Source organism: Croceitalea marina, from assembly GCF_042684265.1.
Classification (GTDB): domain Bacteria; phylum Bacteroidota; class Bacteroidia; order Flavobacteriales; family Flavobacteriaceae; genus Croceitalea; species Croceitalea marina.
The window spans coordinates 130,964-148,780 of the sequence record NZ_JBHULB010000082.1; the positions used below are offsets into that span (position 1 = coordinate 130,964).

The 17,817-nt window shown below is 33.8% G+C and carries 14 protein-coding genes; 11 read left to right on the forward strand and 3 right to left on the reverse strand.

The window, feature by feature from the left end:
- Positions 1 to 76 precede the first annotated feature (76 nt).
- Both ACFSQJ_RS18345 and ACFSQJ_RS18350 read right to left on the reverse strand, forming a co-directional pair.
- Positions 77 to 805, reverse strand: a complete 729-nt coding sequence (locus ACFSQJ_RS18345; protein ID WP_377768353.1) for a tetratricopeptide repeat protein — start codon at positions 803 to 805, stop codon at positions 77 to 79.
- Positions 795 to 1,325, reverse strand: a complete 531-nt coding sequence (locus ACFSQJ_RS18350; protein ID WP_377768354.1) for an RNA polymerase sigma factor — start codon at positions 1,323 to 1,325, stop codon at positions 795 to 797. The genes ACFSQJ_RS18345 and ACFSQJ_RS18350 overlap by 11 nt, the downstream gene beginning before the upstream one ends.
- A 107-nt stretch (positions 1,326 to 1,432) precedes the next feature.
- Here ACFSQJ_RS18350 and ACFSQJ_RS18355 point away from each other — a divergent pair, with 107 nt between their 5' ends.
- From ACFSQJ_RS18355 to ACFSQJ_RS18390, 8 genes are all read left to right on the forward strand, one after another.
- Entirely contained in the window at positions 1,433 to 2,782 is a 1,350-nt protein-coding gene (locus ACFSQJ_RS18355; RefSeq protein WP_377768356.1) for a hypothetical protein, read from the forward strand.
- A gap of 4 nt (positions 2,783 to 2,786) precedes the next feature.
- Positions 2,787 to 3,446: a hypothetical protein gene (locus tag ACFSQJ_RS18360; protein ID WP_377768357.1), complete on the forward strand. Its 660-nt coding sequence runs from the start codon at positions 2,787 to 2,789 to the stop codon at positions 3,444 to 3,446.
- Between the two features lie 4 nt (positions 3,447 to 3,450).
- Positions 3,451 to 4,017 (forward strand): hypothetical protein, encoded by a 567-nt coding sequence (locus tag ACFSQJ_RS18365; protein ID WP_377768358.1) that lies wholly within the window; start codon positions 3,451 to 3,453, stop codon positions 4,015 to 4,017.
- A gap of 27 nt (positions 4,018 to 4,044) precedes the next feature.
- The gene (locus tag ACFSQJ_RS18370; protein ID WP_377768359.1) at positions 4,045 to 4,584 is read left to right on the forward strand and encodes a hypothetical protein; all 540 of its coding nucleotides are present in this window, start codon (positions 4,045 to 4,047) and stop codon (positions 4,582 to 4,584) included.
- Between the two features lie 4 nt (positions 4,585 to 4,588).
- Entirely contained in the window at positions 4,589 to 5,482 is an 894-nt protein-coding gene (locus tag ACFSQJ_RS18375; protein ID WP_377768360.1) for a hypothetical protein, read from the forward strand.
- Positions 5,483 to 5,496: 14 nt separating this feature from the next.
- Positions 5,497 to 6,783, forward strand: coding sequence for a tectonin domain-containing protein (locus ACFSQJ_RS18380; protein WP_377768361.1), 1,287 nt, complete (start codon positions 5,497 to 5,499; stop codon positions 6,781 to 6,783).
- 83 nt (positions 6,784 to 6,866) lie between these two features.
- Positions 6,867 to 7,625 carry a hypothetical protein gene (locus ACFSQJ_RS18385; RefSeq protein ID WP_377768362.1) on the forward strand — a complete coding sequence of 253 codons (759 nt, stop codon included), beginning with the start codon at positions 6,867 to 6,869 and terminating at the stop codon, positions 7,623 to 7,625.
- Positions 7,625 to 10,705 carry a hypothetical protein gene (locus ACFSQJ_RS18390; RefSeq protein WP_377768363.1) on the forward strand — a complete coding sequence of 1,027 codons (3,081 nt, stop codon included), beginning with the start codon at positions 7,625 to 7,627 and terminating at the stop codon, positions 10,703 to 10,705. Before ACFSQJ_RS18385 ends, ACFSQJ_RS18390 begins: the two co-directional genes overlap by 1 nt.
- A gap of 5 nt (positions 10,706 to 10,710) precedes the next feature.
- Here ACFSQJ_RS18390 and ACFSQJ_RS18395 read toward each other — a convergent pair whose 3' ends face one another.
- Positions 10,711 to 13,455: a CHAT domain-containing protein gene (locus ACFSQJ_RS18395; RefSeq protein WP_377768364.1), complete on the reverse strand. Its 2,745-nt coding sequence runs from the start codon at positions 13,453 to 13,455 to the stop codon at positions 10,711 to 10,713.
- Between the two features lie 1,295 nt (positions 13,456 to 14,750).
- Here ACFSQJ_RS18395 and ACFSQJ_RS18400 point away from each other — a divergent pair.
- From ACFSQJ_RS18400 to ACFSQJ_RS18410, 3 genes are all read left to right on the forward strand, one after another.
- Positions 14,751 to 15,962: a phage integrase SAM-like domain-containing protein gene (locus ACFSQJ_RS18400; RefSeq protein ID WP_377768365.1), complete on the forward strand. Its 1,212-nt coding sequence runs from the start codon at positions 14,751 to 14,753 to the stop codon at positions 15,960 to 15,962.
- A gap of 81 nt (positions 15,963 to 16,043) precedes the next feature.
- A complete protein-coding gene (locus tag ACFSQJ_RS18405) occupies positions 16,044 to 16,334 on the forward strand; it encodes a helix-turn-helix domain-containing protein (protein WP_377768366.1) in 291 nt (96 codons plus the stop codon).
- Positions 16,334 to 17,566 (forward strand): type II toxin-antitoxin system HipA family toxin, encoded by a 1,233-nt coding sequence (locus ACFSQJ_RS18410; protein ID WP_377768367.1) that lies wholly within the window; start codon positions 16,334 to 16,336, stop codon positions 17,564 to 17,566. The genes ACFSQJ_RS18405 and ACFSQJ_RS18410 overlap by 1 nt, the downstream gene beginning before the upstream one ends.
- Positions 17,567 to 17,817: the final 251 nt, after the last annotated feature.

A 17,817-nucleotide genomic window follows, 5' to 3' on the forward strand; every position in this document is an offset into this window, starting at 1 on the left:
AACACTTAACGTGCAAAAATTAAGAGCTTCTTTAAATTATTATCTACAAAATTAAAAAATCTTTAAAAAGCTAAAATTAGCTTTCTAATTTGGAAATTAATATTTCAACTTGTTGTCTTTTGAACTGCTGATTCAGCAACTTCATTTGCTTAAATAATTCTAAAGCATTTTCCGTATCATCTTTTTTAAGATTATATAAGCCTAAATACCAATATGCTTCCTCTTTATAATCTGTCTTTGTTTCCGCTTTGATAAGGTCTTTAAAAATTTTAGCGGCCTTTTCTCCATCTTCTAATTCCAAATAATTCATAGCTAAATAAAAAGAAACGTCATTGTCTTTATTATCCTCTAAATAGGAAATAAAAAGTGGCAAAGACTTTACAAAATTCGTATCATCATAATAATAAAATGCTTGCTCTAAAATAAGGTTGCTCATCTGTGCTCCTCTAGTTGAAGGTTTAAGAAGATTAGGGTAGGACTCATAATAATCATTATACAAATCAGTGTCTTCAGATAGAGTAAACCATGTAATAGTGCCAACCATTAAAATAAAAATTGCTGCTGTCATCCATGAACGCAATTTAATTCTGGCCTTTTTATTAGAGTTATTAATGCTTGCTAATTTCTCTTTTAATTGCGCTCTTTCCTCTAGATATGAAGCTTCAAAAATTTCTTTATATCCTTTAAATTTAAGTGCTAAGGCTTTATCCACTTTTAACCGTTTCTCAAATTCAATCTTCTCAACTGAGGAGAGTTCATCTAAGATATAATCCCTGAATTTTTGATGTTGTTTCTCATCTTCCATGAATGGAATTCTTTAATTGTTTTAAGCATCTTGAACGATAACTCTTCACAGTATTTTCATCTTTATAAGAAGTTAGCATTACAATTTCTTTATTAGTGAGTCCTCTGTAATAGTACATTTTTATAAGCTCTTTACACTTATTTCCTAAAAGTTTAAAAGATTTAATAAGCATTTTTTGCTCAGTGCTTAAACCATTATCATCAATTTCATAATGTGTTTCAATAACATCTTCTTTTTCATCAACCAAAACGGGGCCATTAAACTTTTGCGCTAACTTATTTTTTCCAATTGCAAAAAGATAAGTCTTTACTGTACTTTTTTTTAGTTCAGTCTTTTTCAAAACAAAACTTTGAAAGAGAGCTATTATACTATCTTGAAATAGGTCTTCTATATCAATACTAGCATTTGCTCTAGATTTAAAAAAAACAATGAAAGAATCCTTATGTGTTAAATAAAGTTCCTCTAATGTTTTTTTATCACCAGCTCTTAGTCTCTGTTGTAATGCCTCTTCTTTGTTCATTAGTAATGTAAATACTGCCAAGGTTAACAGCTTTTCAAAAAAATTTGCCCTTTTGTTAACCTTTTGATTCTTTTTTTAACCAATTAACGAATTTAACACCAAACAAAATGAATCGTTCACTAAAATTATTGGTATTTCTTATCCTTCTTAGCGGATTTCAATCAGTAAATGCACAGTTTTTTAAAAAACTAAAAGATAGAGCTAAAGAAGCGGCTGAAAGAACAGTAGAAATAAAAGTAGAAGAAAAAGCAGAGCAAAAAACAGATCAAGCCATAGACAGTATTTTTTCAATAGGTAATGGAAAAAAAAGGAACAAAAAAAGAAGTCCTAAAAAAGAAAACCAAAGGAGTAAAGATGAGAAAGAAGTAAGTGAAACGTATGGTAATGCAATCATATCAGGTCCAAATCATGGGCCTACTGAGATTACTGATATTGCAAAACCAAAAATCACATTGGATAATAGCAATAATACTACAAGAATTTCAGCATGGTGGGTTACTCATGGCACTGATGCTTATGATATGTTTGATTTGAGTATACATAAAGAGATTAATTTTGATAGTGACTTACCTATTTCTTTGAACCTTCCGGATGATGCTAGTTTATTACTGTATTATGATGGACTTTTAGGAGCTTATTTAGGGTCGGATAGTATGCGTGAAGAAGACCCAGAATTTGAATTGGTGTATAACGCGCCAGAACTTACGGGCACTGTTATCCTTTCTTCCTATAACGAGAATATCATTGAATTTACCTTTGATACAGATGGATTCAGTGGCTCTGTTCTTGTTAATGATCCTGAATTAATAATAGTTGAAAAAGTCAAACAAAAGACTACAAAGGTTGTTGAGAATGAGCCTGCTTTTACCTTAAAACCAGGAAAACCTGGTTTCTATCAGTTCAATTATGAGATAGAAACCCTTGTAATAAGTTCTGACGGTGAGAGCTATCCTATTTCATATGTCTTAAATAAAGAGGCAGACTATTTTGGAATGAAAGCAGATATGAGCGCTTATGGAGATGGTGATGTGGAGGGCAGTTCTGTAATTGTGATGCAAAATGGTGAAACAAGGATATTTGTAGACACTCCAATGATGAAAATGCAAATGTCACAGAATATGGGAGGCCAACAGGGGCAAGAAATGCCCGAAATGGGGAATTATAATTACAGCAAACCCATTAAAACAGGAAATACCAAGACTATACTAAACTATACTTGCTACGAATATATAGTAGAACAAGATGGAGGTAAAGTTAGTTTTTGGGCAGCACCGGATGTAGTTATTCCCAATTGGATGTTTGGTAGTAAAGATGCTGTAGAACAAACCGGAGTACTTGGCTTTGTGTTGGAATTTACAGCTACTGATAAACAAGGGACGACTACAAGTAAGGTAACGGGCATAAATGACAATTACAAATTAGAAATTAACGCAAGTGACTACAAAAAAATGTTTTAATACTATGAAAACTAAAGCTATATCAACCAATATTAATTTTATGGTTTTGAGTTTAATTACGCTACTGGTAATGAGCTCATGTATAGGTGATAAAAAGCCTATAAATACAGATGACATCGGCGATACATCTTTTATAAACAAATTTTTTAAAGGCAATAATATAAATTATGTAAAGGGGATGAGTGCTTGTGATAATGTTAGTGCAAGTGCAATTGCAGGTTTATATAATGTTGGAGCGGATTTTATAGTGATAGAAGATCCTACAAAATCTGATCGCTATAAAGACCCAGAGCCAGCATGTATGTTTTTTATAAAATCTGGAGCCTCTGATTTTGAATGGCTACGTGGTTCCATAGCAGTTAATCGTGAAATTGATAAAGACGAGGTCATGGGTGATGTTGCAGAAGCTGTAGGCGCAGGTAAAAACTGGGAAGAAGCCTGGAGCTTAAAAAAATCCATATCTAAGTCTGCAGAATGGATTCCTAATATGGGAAAAGCAGCATTATGGAATGCTAGAAAGAAAACTTTAGAAATAAAGTTTGATGGCTACAACTTGTTGATCAATCCTCCAAAAAATATACTTAATAAAGAAGAGACAGCCAAGAATAGGGATTACAAAGAAATTGCCATAGAAATGGCCAAATCTTGTGGCTTTATAAACTAGAAAAATGAAAAGAACAAACCTTTTTTTGATAGCCTTGTTGGCTATAATCATGATATCATGCACAGGTAATAAAAAAGATACTCAAAATAAGACTTCTACCAAGGTCGAAACAGAAATCTCAACATCTTTTAAAACCGATTTAGATGCCGAAAAGATTACCAAGAAACTTTGTCAGGAGTTTCCTGAAAGTCTTATCATGCAGCATAACCCTAGTTTTCTTAGAATAGAAAATGAGCCTATAGAACTAATTCCAGGTCAACTTAGTTACTGTAAAATAAAACTCTTTTATGGTAAAAAAGAGTATGAATTTTATGAAGGGCAGGTAGGTGCTACGGCACCAAAAACTAAAGACCCGCTTTGGCAATATAATCCAGAAAGAAGCCCCTCTATCTATTTTAAAGTAGATGGCTTTGGCGAGAAAGCTGTTTTTATTGGTACTACCAATCAACTTCTTATTCTAAAGGAAGGTATTTTATACAATATTGCACCACCCAGTAGAGGAAAAACTACAGATACGGGTAAAGAGAACAAAGAAATTGCCATAGAAATGGCAAAACACTATAAAATTTAATCAAATAACAATTCTAATAACTTAATCATGAGAATATCAATTTTAATAATTGCCCTTATTTCTAGTTTTTCTGTAACTGCACAATCTGTAAGTGGTAAGCTTACCCTAAATGAGAAATCAAAAACTGAACTGAAGTTAGAAACGAATTCTGCAGTTCAACTGTTTAAAGAATTTAAAACAGGCAAATATCAATTGAAATTCAGTTTTGATGGTAAAGAGTTACCAAACAATATATATAAAGAAAAAATTATCTTTTTTGAATTTATCACTTCGATAAAAAAGGACGGTAAATTGGTTAAAAATGTAATACGAAAACAACCAATTCCATATTTTCCTGGTGAAATGTTTCTTCCAGCAGAAGCTTTCGATTTTATAGGTGTTTTAGCAGGTGCGGATGAAGAGGCATCAGCTACCGTAGTTCCAGCCCTAAATGAACTTTTGGGCACCATGCCAAAAGGTAATTATACTGTAGAGTTATCTGTTAAACCCCTTGGTGTCAAAGGTGAAATTAAACCTGTTGAGTTTAGTTTTTTACTAAGAAAAAGACCAGGAAGAACTAAACTTTAAAATAATGAGAACTATCGTAAACATAGCAGTTCTTCTTTTGTGCGCAAAAGCATCAATCTATGCACAACAAAATGTAAGCTATAACGGAAAAACATTTAAGCCAGCAGAGGTTATAGAAACCCAGATTGGTAATACCGGAGAGACATTTAGCTTGTACATTTCAGAAATAGATATGAGCCCAAATGGGGCTTGGGCTAAACGGTTAAATGCACTAAGGCGTCTAGGAAAAGAACCTCATCCTGATGAAAGACCAAGACCATTGTCGTTAAACCTTTCCGTAGATTTTAAAAGAGCTTTTAAGTTTCCTATTACTCCAAAAGATAGTGTTTACGTGAGCTTTTCATCTATAAAAGAAGGTATTGAAGAAGAGAGTTTCAACAAAGTTGAAATGAATAAAATGAATGTGTCTATGGCAAATACCGATATAAGTGGACTAAAAGACCAAAAAGTAGCTATAGAGCAAGAGGCACAAAGAATTTCAAAATTAATGCAAGAAGGAAAGTTATCTCCAGATGAGGCTATGAAACAAATTGAAGCACTTACACAACCGATGATTGATAAGTTGGATAGTAGCGCTATGATGAACCAAGAAACCTCTGAGTATAAAAATAATAAACCTACATATAGTTTATTATTTGGGGACTCACCCAGTAATGCTCAAAGCACACCATATGAAGGCACGCTACATATTGTCGAATTTAATTCAAAACGACTGGTTGCGTATTTTACTGGTGTACATTATGTAGAATGTACAGATGTTTCCAGAGCAAACGACGTTTCCAAGCCTTGCGAAAAAGTGGAAACTGGCTTATATCCAGAGCATAAAGTATTAAGAATAGAAAATACAAGCATAAAAATAAATACGGTTTTTACAGATTTTTTGGATAATAGAAATTAACACAAAATATAATTATGAAAATATTTAAATATATAATAATTGTAGTCTTGCTAACGATTACAGTTAACCAAAATGTAAATGCACAAACATTTGTAAAAGTTGGTGGGCAAGCTACTGATATTGCCATGAGCGCCAAAGATGGTAGTGTTTATGTGGTTAATGCTCAAAAGAATATAAAAAAATACAACACTAGAACTAAAAAATTCTTGCCTTTTGGCGCTCAACTTAAAAATGCAAAATCGGTATCTGTAACCAAAGATGGGGTTGTTTACATGGTAAATACATCTGGAGAAGTATCTCTAGATGTTAATGGAAGGTGGATTAAAGTTCCAGGAATAAAAACAGATGAGGTTATCTGTGGTAAAAATGGAACTATAGCTGCAATTGATGATAGGAACAAAATGAGGTTCTTGAAAAGTGGGAAATGGAATCTAGCACCAAATCCTAATTATAATAGAACTATTTCAGACTTTAACCAAGTTAATATAATTACCTCCAAAGAACAGTATGCGCGTGATTCAGGCGGAAAATTTAAGCAATGGAAACAGGGAAGATGGAGAGATTTAAATGGCCAGCCCAACCAAATTGCCTTGGACCAGAAAGCAGAAAAGATTTATGCTGTTGGCCGTAATAAAGGTATCTATAAATGGTTAAAGCAAACACAAAAATGGGTATTGCTCCCTGGCACTCGAAAAGATTTTGTGGCCATGGCAGTACATGATGGTAAAATATGGGCAGTATCTACAAACAAAACAATTTACTATTACGATACTCGGGAAACAAATACAGGCTCTAATGAAGAAAATTATGCAGGAACATACAGAGTTACCGTAACCAAACTATTATCAGTAGATGAAGAAAGATATTACGGAACTATTGGAGCGTATTTAGATGCATCTATTAAATCTGGCAAGGTGCCAATTAAACCTTTAAATAATCTGCCAAATAGATTGTATGATATACCACGTTCTTCATCATTAAAAGCTAAAAGGAAAAAAGTGACGGTTCCTAAATTTATAAATTCAAGAACCTCTAGAAATGTAGTTTACAATTATTTTGTTGATATTAATAAGATAAGAGAATTTAGACTTTTAGGAGAAGCTGCAAATAATAAAGCTGATTTTAGTTTGCAATTTAACATGAAATCTTGGGGTGTTACAGGAGGTGGCTTGTTTGGCGATAAAGGTGGATACCATAGTCAAAAAATAAATATTAAAAACTTAGAACTTAATAAAGAGTATTTCTTTATGAATAGTTCTCCAGAAATATGTATTGGTTTCAAAATTGAGAAAACGAATTAATGAAGTTTTCTCAAATTATATTAGTTGGGCTAATTTTTATAATTTTTTGCTTAGGATGTAAAGAACAAAAAGCAACTAAAGTAGTGACGGTAGAACAAACCTCTTCTACTGTAAACTCAATTCAAAAAAATAAAATTGAAGAACAGAATATTGTTCAACCTGACAGTATAAACACATACCGCAACCAAAACTGGAATCCTGATAAAGGACAATACTATTTCTCTGAAGAATTTACTTTTAGGTATAGTAATGCTTGGGAAGATACCCAAGGTATAAGCTCTGGAAATTTTGGTTTTTACCTAGACCCTGAAACAGGCACTGTTCTTTTAGAAAAAAACATCACCCATTTTTTTGATGAAATGACCAACTACATCATCATAAAACCCAATGGAAATTACATTCTTGGTTATGACGATGAATTTGGAAAACTTAGAACAATTCAAAAAAATGTTTTTAAAACTGATGGTGTGTCCGAAAATCTTAAAAACGTTCAAGAAGATTTTGAACGTTTTTTTAAATCAAAACAAGAGACTGCAGAATTTGGTACCAATCAGTATTATGCGAAAGCTTTAATAGCAGAAAAGTATGAACGAACCTATGTAAAATCTCCAGATAAAGTTCAAGTTTATATAGCACCAATTAATATACCAACCACTGCATTATACTTGGTAGAAACAGTTTTTGAAGAATTAGATATGCCCGTAAAATGGGATTACGGTTATTCTTTACCTAACAATCACCTTGTTGTAAAAGAAATATTTAAAACTAAAGAAGGTACTAGCGTAGGTTTTGAGTTAAAAAGTATAATGGCCACGGAATACCATATTCAACTACCAGACTAATGGATAAGACTACTTTTTCTAAGAATAGGCGTGATTTTTTTGTTAAACTAATTTTAGGCGGTATTGCAACTGGAATGCCCCTAAGTTTTTTAAGCTGTGGAGAAGAAAAACCTCTTTTTAAAGGTACTGGGCTAGTCCCTTTTAAAATTTGGGAAGAGCTTTTAATGGCTCTTAAAGAGAGTCCAGATTTTCATCCAGCACAAATAGAAAAGCTAATAGCCACCAAAAACCCTGAAGCCATGTTTAATTATTTGCGCGACAGTATTGTTTTAGTGCCAGCTTCTGAAGACTTATCCAGAGAAGGAAAAAATCTTCATAGAGGTTTAGAAAGTATAACAAGAACAGGAGTGGCATCTGCAAGAGAAAAATCAGAACTCTTGGCAAAAATGTACCAACAAGCCGGTTTTGAGGCTGAAGTTGTATGGGAAGAAACAGATTTTACCGAAACTACTATTCTAGGTTGCTATCTAAGAACGTATAAAAATGAATTTAACCCTCCTATTAGTGATAAACAATTTAAACAATGGAAGAAAGAGCTACAATTAGAAGATTCGGAAGTTTCCCTAAATGAGGATATTGATAGCCAAGCTCAAAAACTTACAGAGAACCTATTTTCAAAGTTTAGTATTAATGAAGAGTTAATCGCTAAAACAAAAATTAAATGGGCAAATAAGCAAACACCTTCAGTTAGATTTAAGATAAATGGAGAAGAAAAATTTGCACATCTAATAGACCCAGAAGTACCCTTTGGAAGACTACGTTCTTCAAACAGTCCTGTTTTAATTGCACCTAAAGCCAGGGAAAATAAGACAATACTAAAATTAGAACTATACGGGTATCACTCTAGAGATGTTAAGCAAAAAATAGATTTTCTTAGTGGGGAGTGGAATATTAAAGATGTATTAGGCAAACAACTAAATATTTCATTCTTAAAAAATTTAGAAATTGGAGAACTTTCTTTAAAAAGTCTGAACCAAGTGCAATTTTTCACCCCTTCTTTCTCATTACAAGGTGTAGATGCTGAACTTTCGGTACTAGAAGAAAATTCTTATTTAGGCGAACCCATAACCCAAGAAGGTGAAACAATTAAATTAGATGATGAAAATGGAAAAAGTATATTAACCCAGTTAGCGTATGAAAAAAATATAACTACTGATGTTGTTACATCAATGTCCTGCAAAGCAAAAACAGGTAGCTTCCCTAGGGTGAAATTGGCTGTAACCCCAAAAGACAGTAGTGGTAAAATGGTTGAAGGGCTATTACCTAAATCTTTTTTAATCAAAGAAGACGAAAACCTTATTCCTGCTAGATTAATAAGCAATAAACAGAGTCCCAAAATCTTAATTTTGTCGGATGGTTCTTTAAGTATGCCTGCTGCTTACCGCGGAGAAGGAATGGAAACGTTTAATAAGATGCTGGAAAGTACCATAAAAGCTAAATATCCATCAGCAATCATAGAATTTTGGATAACGCCAAGTGCACTTTACTCTTCACTTTTGAAAGCCTCACAAGCATCTGCAGATTTAATTCTTTATGCAACTGATGGCCATAATGACGATAAACTAAATGATGAAGATGCAGACTTATATGCCCAAGGACCACCTGCCTTTATTTTAGATGTTAATGAAGAACCATGGGAATCATTTGAAATAATGGCAAAGTTAACAGGTGGTAAAGTACTACCTGCCAAAGACCAAGAGTTGGTGCTCAAAGAAGTGTTTAATTTTATGGATGCTATGGAAATACCTCCATATATCTTGGAGTATAATAGTAGAAGTAGGGCAAAACATAAGGTTGAAGTTCAACTTTTTGAAACTCAAATTAAAGCTGAAGACACCTACAATTTCCCAGACAAAAACAAAAATGAAGCAGGTTTAATAGCCCTGCACTTAAAGATGTCTATTGGTCGAGATGTTGTTACAAAAAGCCTTGCAGGTTTTAATGTAAGAGAATATGAGTCTCTCATATATCGAAAAGTAAAAGATGTAAATTATAGAAAGTACAAAAATGAGGTTAGAGGATTTCTACATGGCGGAGCACAACTTTATATAGAAACTGATGGACCAACCTTTGCAGTTGCCATGTCTGATGTTTTAAAGGCACAGCTGACTAATAGGAAATGGGGAGAGGCATTTTTAGAAGAAAAATTAGAGGAGGCTAAAACTCATTTTGAAAAAGGCACAACAAAACTATCTGGCACTATACTTTCTCTTTTAACGCAGCCTAAAGATATGGTAACCAAAAGAAGTCTTACCCACGTTAAAGGATATCGTTTGGCATTGGCAAAAACCATTTGGCCTATTGAGGAACAGTTTGGGAGCAATAGTTTTGACTTTTTTCAAACTTCAAAATATACCACTATTGGAGGTTCGCCTTTGGTTAATTTTAAAAATAATGCTAAAATAACCGCGCAACTTGCCGTTAGGGAAAGTCAACTTTTTGAAGAGAGTACGCTATCTTTATTAGCTAAGCTTAAACTTACCTCAAACCAGTTTTTAAAATTAGAAACTGAATCTGATTCGTATAAACGAATATGGGATTTGGTCTATAAAAAAGGACTGCGTTATAAAATCTTAGATAATAAAGATTATACCGTTTTTAATGAAAGTTTAGAATCTCTAGCTTTTTGGAAGATAGACGGAAAGACTGGAGAACTTTATGGTATGCTGCCAGATGGGTCTGGTGGTGGTAATACACCAATTCCTATTGATCCTAGCCTAGAAGATGGGGTTTCTATACTTTTAAATATCGTGGCAATTTTAGAGAAAGTAGTACTTATAGCATCTGCTGGTCGGGTTGCCATGTTAGCTAATCCTGCTGCCGGAGTATCTCTGGCAATAATAGCAAAATATGGTGTTACGTTAGCAAAACTATATGGTATTGTAACACAGACCATTGTAGTTATGGATGCAACAGGTATGGATGATAGGATTAAGAAAGAACTTCAAGTATTGGCCTGCGAGGTTTATAGAGAAATAGTTTTTGGAATGTTTGGTAATGCAGGGGCCGTATTTGCTGGTTTAGAAAGCCTAATTATGATGCTTTCACCAAATACTAAAAACCCATTTAGTTGTACTTAATAAGGTTAAGCAACCCGCTTCCTTTTTAGAAAAAAGAAAAATACAGCTATGAGAAGAACGACAGCAATTAATGGCCACCATTTCAAATATTCATTTTTAGGGTTAAGAATAATAGGTGCATCATTTCCGTAAAGTACAAAACCCGCCCAATAATAGGGAGCTCTTAATTTGGGATTACTAGTTCTCTCTAAGTAATCAAGTTTTGCTTGTTGCAAGGCCTCCGATTTTCCCAAACCTTTTTTGAGGTTTTTATAGAAAGCTTCCATTACTTTTTGAGTAGTTAAATCTGGTACCTCCCATAAGCTGGCAACAGTAGCGGGTGCACCTGCATTAGAAAATGCTCTTTGTAAAGAAGCAATGCCTCCGGTATTATTTTCTTTTCCAATTCCAGTATTGCAGGCACTAAGAACTACCATTTGTGCATTAAAACTAAGAGCATTTAATTCTTCTAAATACAAATTATTGTCAAGTTTGGTGTCATCGCCGAACAAAAGGTGGCTAAGTGCTGGCTCTTTATTATTCACAACCGCATGCATAGCTAAATGCAAAACCGCAGCTTCTGGAGCCGTTTTTAAAAATGTTTCTTTAGGTAAATCTGCCATCGTAAAAATAGTAGAAGGGAACATCTTAGCGATATTCTGGGCTTCTTCTTTGGCACCTTCTAAATAATAAGGCTCACTTCTGGTTTTTAATTTTTTATCAGTTTTTGGATAAGTAGGTGCATAAATCGCAACCATTTCTGAACTTTTATTATTATGATTTAAATTATTCAATAAGAGCAGATTAGAAGTGTAACGAACTTTCTTTTTCTTGATAAGATAGTCTTCTTCGGTTTGTAAAAGCTCAAATGGTAATTTTGCTAAGGCTCCCTCGGGATTTATGATATAGATATCTTTATTTAAGTCACTTTTTGGTAACAAATGTTCCCTTAATTTATTTGCTTTATTTGCTTCGTAAGTTCCACTAACTATTGAAGTATTAAATTCTTTAAGTAGCTTTTTTTCTTCCTCTTCCCAAGATTTAAGTTGCCAAAAAAACTGTTCATTTGTAATTTGAAATATTGCTAATTTATTTCCTAAAAAAAGATACTTAATTACAACTTCAGATGGTTTTAGATTCTCCTGAAGATTTTTAATAGAAAACTCCGTAGTATTTAAAAATTTTTTATCTGGAAATTGCCGGCCAGTAAACCTTTTGTGTTTGTCTATAAGCTCTTGTAAAGAATCTATCTTGGTAACGGTATCTTCAATTTTTGCATTAACTAACTGCATTCTTAGTTTAAGATTTCTTTGGTTTAGGGAGTCTAATTTTGTATTTTTTTTAGGTAAAGAACGGGTAGTCTCTATAGTATTAAAGACCAATTCTAGACGGGCAATTATACTCCTAATATCAATATCTTTACCAAATCCTTTTTTCTTTAATATCAATAATTCGCGAAGTATAGAACGGACTTCCGTATTTTGAATTGATGATACTATTGAGGAATTATAACTGTTCTCAAATTGCCTAAATGCTGCATAGTAAAGGTTTGCTAAAATTTCTAAGGATTCCGCATCTTCGTTAAAATATTCATCTATTTTTTCACCTATACGAAGTAACAAGGCAGTTTCATTATACTTGGTTGTTGGTTTATAGTTTTTATAATCTTGGGTTAAATTTATATTTAATGGATTACAACTTTTTACGGCATTATAAAAGCTAGCTAAAGCAATTTTCTTTTCATTTAACTTTGCATTTATCAATCCTTTTTGTGCATAAAAAAAAGGAATTCGAGCATCTTTTTTTGGAATAGAATCTAGTAAATGATTTATTAATGCATTGGCCTCTTTTAAAGAATTAGAATAGTTTAGGGCTTTGGATTTAGTGTATGCAAATTGAAAATAGTCGCCTCGGTATCCCTTATTTTTTATTAGATACAAAGCTTTATCCAGTAAACGAGATCCTAGTTCAAGTCTTTTATTGTTAAATGAAACATTTTTTTCTTCACTTCTAATTAACCAATTGGCAACATGGCTTAAAGATGTAGTATAGTAGATTGTTGTTTTTTTAGATACTTTATCCAAGCGCTCTAATTGTTTTAAAGTGTTTAAGACAGCAGTACTATCAATAGCGTCGGGTTTTTGTTGTAAGAGTATGTATATTTTATCGTAAAGGAAAGCATCTCTGGCATCTTTTATCGGAAGAAAAGGGGAGTCTCTTAAACTATAATCTTGATTATCCTTAAATTTTTTTTCGCCTAATCTAAAGTAACGCATAGCGCTTTTAATATCACCGTTGAAGGCTCGAACTCTAGCTAATGCACTATAATTCGCTATTGAATATTGTATATTAAGTTTACTTGTTTCAGATAAAAAATCTGCTGCCTTTTTATAATTTAACTCGTAATCTAGTAGCTGAAGATCACCTTCAATATTTCCTTTTTTATAAAATAAGACTCCTTTTAATTCTTTATTTTCTTTTACCTTCTCTGCATAGCTAAGCGCCTTTTTACAACTCTCATAAGCATCTGTGTGATTCTCAGTAAAATGTTGCGCTTCTGTTTGGTAGTAGTAAAATAATGTTAAATTGTAGTTGTCATCAGAGATAGATTTTAATACCGTAGGAAGGTAGGCTTCGCAGTAACCCTTTAGTCTTTCGTACTCAAAATTTTTAAGTAGAACTAAAGCTTCTTTATTTATTTCTATTAACGATTTATTAGCTATGGGCTTGGTTCCCTGGGATATTAGAATTACTGGCAAGAAAAATACCAAGAGAGTAATTCTTTTAAATCTTAGTACTGTCTTTGGTTTTATGAGGTTGATTTTGAATTACTAAATACTATGTTAATAAAGATAATTTAATATCCAATAAAAATCAAAAAAACGTCATGAATAATTGTATCTGTATCAAAATGTAGTACAGATTTTATGCTGATAAAGAAAACAATAGACTCTTCAAGGACTTGAAGGGTTCATATTTACTTGAGCGGGTTAATTAAATTGTGAAATTAATCTGTAAGCTTCTACTTTTTTGGGTATTATCATATTCTGGCAGGATAAAAAAACGCCTGTTTTAAAGGATGGCGATGAGAAAATCGTTTTTCTTTTGCTAAAGTGTCCAATCCTTCGTTTTTTTAGTTCACCTTTTATAGAATTGTTCGATACTCATATTCTGTTTATCATCATATTTTAATTTCAATTTATACTAAATAGGTTTATATAATATTTCTAATAATCTGATTTTCTCTAAATATTATGAATCAATGAAATTTGAATTGCATTGGTTTAATATGATTTATGGAAAAGGCACTTTGTGTTTACAGTTTTTGTCCTGCTTGCAGGACGAAGATTGTAAAGCAAGAGGGTAACACGCTAAAGCGATGTTATGATTTTTAGTTTATTGATTTTTAGATAGTTGTTGAGACTTTAAATTTCGTGAAAAATGGTATTTGCGCCAAAAACCTTGGGAACCCCAGTAAGCACTGAAAGTTTTTGGCGCAAAAAATATTATTCGCTACTAAATGTTGCGATTTGAGCTAGCATTTTTCATGGATTTTATTTGAAGCTTATTATTGTAATTTAAAGCAGGTAGCTTAAGTTGATTTTGGAAAGGAAAAATAAATGTCAGGGCATAGCAAGTGCGCCCTATTTCGATTTTACTTCACGCTTTTCTATCGGAACACTACAAAATCGAAACAGGATCCATGCGCAAAGTTCAGGGGTAAGGATTTGGGACAAATCGCAAGTAATTCTAGAAAATTTTAGATTGAAATGTTAAAGTTTGACTCAAATAAAATTTTTCTCAATCTGCGTGCAAATTGCGTGCAAATAAAAAAGGCTTCAGAGTTTAATTTCTCTGAAGCCTTGCTATTAAAGCTCCTCCTCTTGGGCTCGAACCAAGGACCCTCTGATTAACAGCGCGAATATTTGCCCTTTCATTTATTTTCATTTTTCTTCAATCGCTGGAAACCCTTGTATTTACTGGGTTTTTGTTTTTACTTGTTTTCATGCGTTTTCAAAAAAGGTGGTATTTGTTTCACCTATGTTTCACCCCTTAATAAAAAAGCATGGTAAGTATTAAGCTAAAACTAAAGACAAAAGCAAATGTTGATGGCGAACATTCTATCGTTTTGCAAGTATTAAAAGACCGTCAAAAGAAAATTATCGCCACTGGACTTCTGGTTAAAAAAGAACAATGGGACAACAAAGAACATTGCTTCAAAACAAGACATTCGAATTCGATGCAAAATAATCGTTTGTTGGATACCATTAAAATAAAAGCAAGAAATATTATTTCTGAATTTGAAATAGACGATGTTGATTTTACCCTCAATGAATTTGAAAACCGTTTTCGCTTTGGTTCTAAACGTAGCAAAATTGATTTATTCGAATTCTGGAACTCAGTGGTTAAGGATTTAGAACTCTCCGGAAGGACAGGTTATGCCCGAAACAATCGCGATACTATTCGTTCCCTAAGAAAATTTCATAAAAAACCCGTTTTGCACATGCGGGAAATTAACGTGACCTTTCTTGATAAGTACGAGGTATTTCTTAGGAGTCGGGGTGGTTCAAATGGTGGTATTGCCGTGCGCATGAGAAGTCTACGAACTATCTTTAATTTGGCCATTCGTCGCGATATGATAAAGCAAAACCTCTACCCTTTCCATAAATATAAAATATCAAAGCTTCGTGGCAAACGTATTAAGCACGCATTGACAATGGCAGAAATTGAATCTTTCAGAAATATTGACTGTGAAGGAGATGTTCAACTCCTTAATGCGAAGAACTATTTTCTATTTAGCTTCTATGCCAGAGGCATGAACTTTGCCGACATGATGCGCTTAAGATGGTCTGATATAACCCAAACGCGAATCACGTATGCACGAGCGAAAACCCAGGGTAATTTCTCACTAAAGATTGTACCACCAGTAAGAGAGATTTTAGAATATTACAATGAAAACAGGAGGGATACCAACTACGTTTTTCCAATTTTACTGCATGATGCTCTAACTCCAATGCAAATTGAAAATCGAAAGCATAAGATCCTATCACAATACAATAAAGCACTTAAAATATTGGCACAGAAAGCTGGTATAACAAAGAATGTGACCAGCTATGTTGCACGCCATAGTTTTGCTATGTGTTTGCGCGAGAAAGGTGTTAGCATTGATGTAATCGGAGAGACGCTTGGTCACCAAAGTGTTCTGACTACAAAAGCCTATGTCCGTGAGTTCGGCGTTGAAGTGTTGGATGAGGCTGTAGAAGTATTACTATGGTGAAATACTATATACAATAAATAGATAATATATTATCTATTTATTGTATATTAGAGTATTATTAGCTAATATATTATCCAATTTATGAATAAGTATAGTATTGACAAACTTCCTGGGGATGTCCGTTTAGAACTAGCGCTGAAGCATAAAAATCTTCGGAAACAGAAGGGACTATCCCAAAATGAACTAGCAGAACGTTCGGGAGTATCCCTAGGCAGCTTAAAACGTTTCGAAACCAAAGGGTTAGTTTCTTTGGAATCACTTTTAAAGTTGGTGTTTGTTCTAGGTCGATTATCCGATTTTGAAAGAGTACTGGAGCCTGATAAAAACCTTAAACATATTGAGAAATTATTTGATTCAAAAAAGAAAAGCTAATGGAACCCATTGAAAAACTGGAAGTTTACCTTCGTATTACAGACACCCCGATGGTCGTTGGTCAAATGGTCACCGACAATAGAACCATTTTTTTCAAGTATGATGATACTTTTATAAAAAAGGGATTAGAGTTATCTCCTTTTAAACTGAAACTTTCCGATACTATTTTAACTCCTGAAACTCCTATTTTTGATGGGCTCTTCGGAGTGTTCAATGATTCGCTGCCCGATGGTTGGGGTAGATTGTTATTGGACAGAACGTTAATGTCAAAGGGAATATCCTTAAATCAAATGACACCCATGGACCGTTTGGCCTATGTGGGTTCAAGTGGCATGGGTGCATTAACCTATAAACCATCCCTAAACTCCAAAGTTCAGTCTGATACCCTTATGGAGTTGGACGAAATTTACCAAGAGATGAATAAGGTGCTGTCGGGCACTCCTTCCAGTGTAATAGAAGAACTGTTCAATCTCGGAGGTTCTTCCGGAGGAGCAAGACCGAAAATTTTTGTGGGTTATAATCCTAAAACCGATCACCTCATACATGGGCATTCCTCACTCCCTAAAGACTACGAACATTGGATAATAAAGTTCCCGTCGTCAACCGATCTGCCTGATATTGCTCAAATAGAATATGCGTATTATAAAATGGCTTTGGCTGCAGGAATCGAAATGTCAGAATGTAAGTTATTTAAAGGTCCGTCCGGGGCAAAATATTTTGCAACTAAAAGATTTGATAGAATAAAGAATAAGCGTTTACATTTACATTCTGCAAGCGGACTTTTGCATGATAATTTTCGATATAGCAATCTGGACTATGGTAACGTTATGGATTGCGCTTTTCGTCTTGAAAATCATGTGGCCGCCTATTCAAAAGTACTTCGGTTGGCTGCTTTCAATGTATTTAGCCATAATCGGGACGATCATAGTAAGAATATATCCTTTCTCATGAACGCAGCCGGAGAATGGAAGTTGGCCCCGGCCTATGACCTTACCTTTTCAAACTCATCGCACGGTATGCATAGTACCATGATTGCCGGTGAAAGCAAATCGCCTGGCGAACAACATTTAATGGAATTGGCAAATACCTTCGGAATAAAGAAACCCAAAACTATTATCAACGAAGTAAGGAGTGCCATTGCTGACTGGAATATTTATGCCGATGATACAGGCGTTAGTGATGATTCCAAAAAATTAATTACCAAGGCTATTACGGAGATAGGCAAGGGATAAAATACGGGTTGTGGTAGCGTTTGTTTAATCGGTAGTATAAGGGTCGATAACAACAACCTGTATTGGGCGGAACCGGAAGCTCTTATTTTTGAGTGAATGTCGCGCGCGGAATGAGGGAAAAGATAAGTGCTGGAGGTGGGGAAGGACGTTACTCTCTATTTGCAAAATTGTTTGTATCAATTTCTGCCAAAAAAAAGTTCCGTAAAAGGACACTTTACGAAACTATTAAAAAAGACGAAAAATAGGACTAT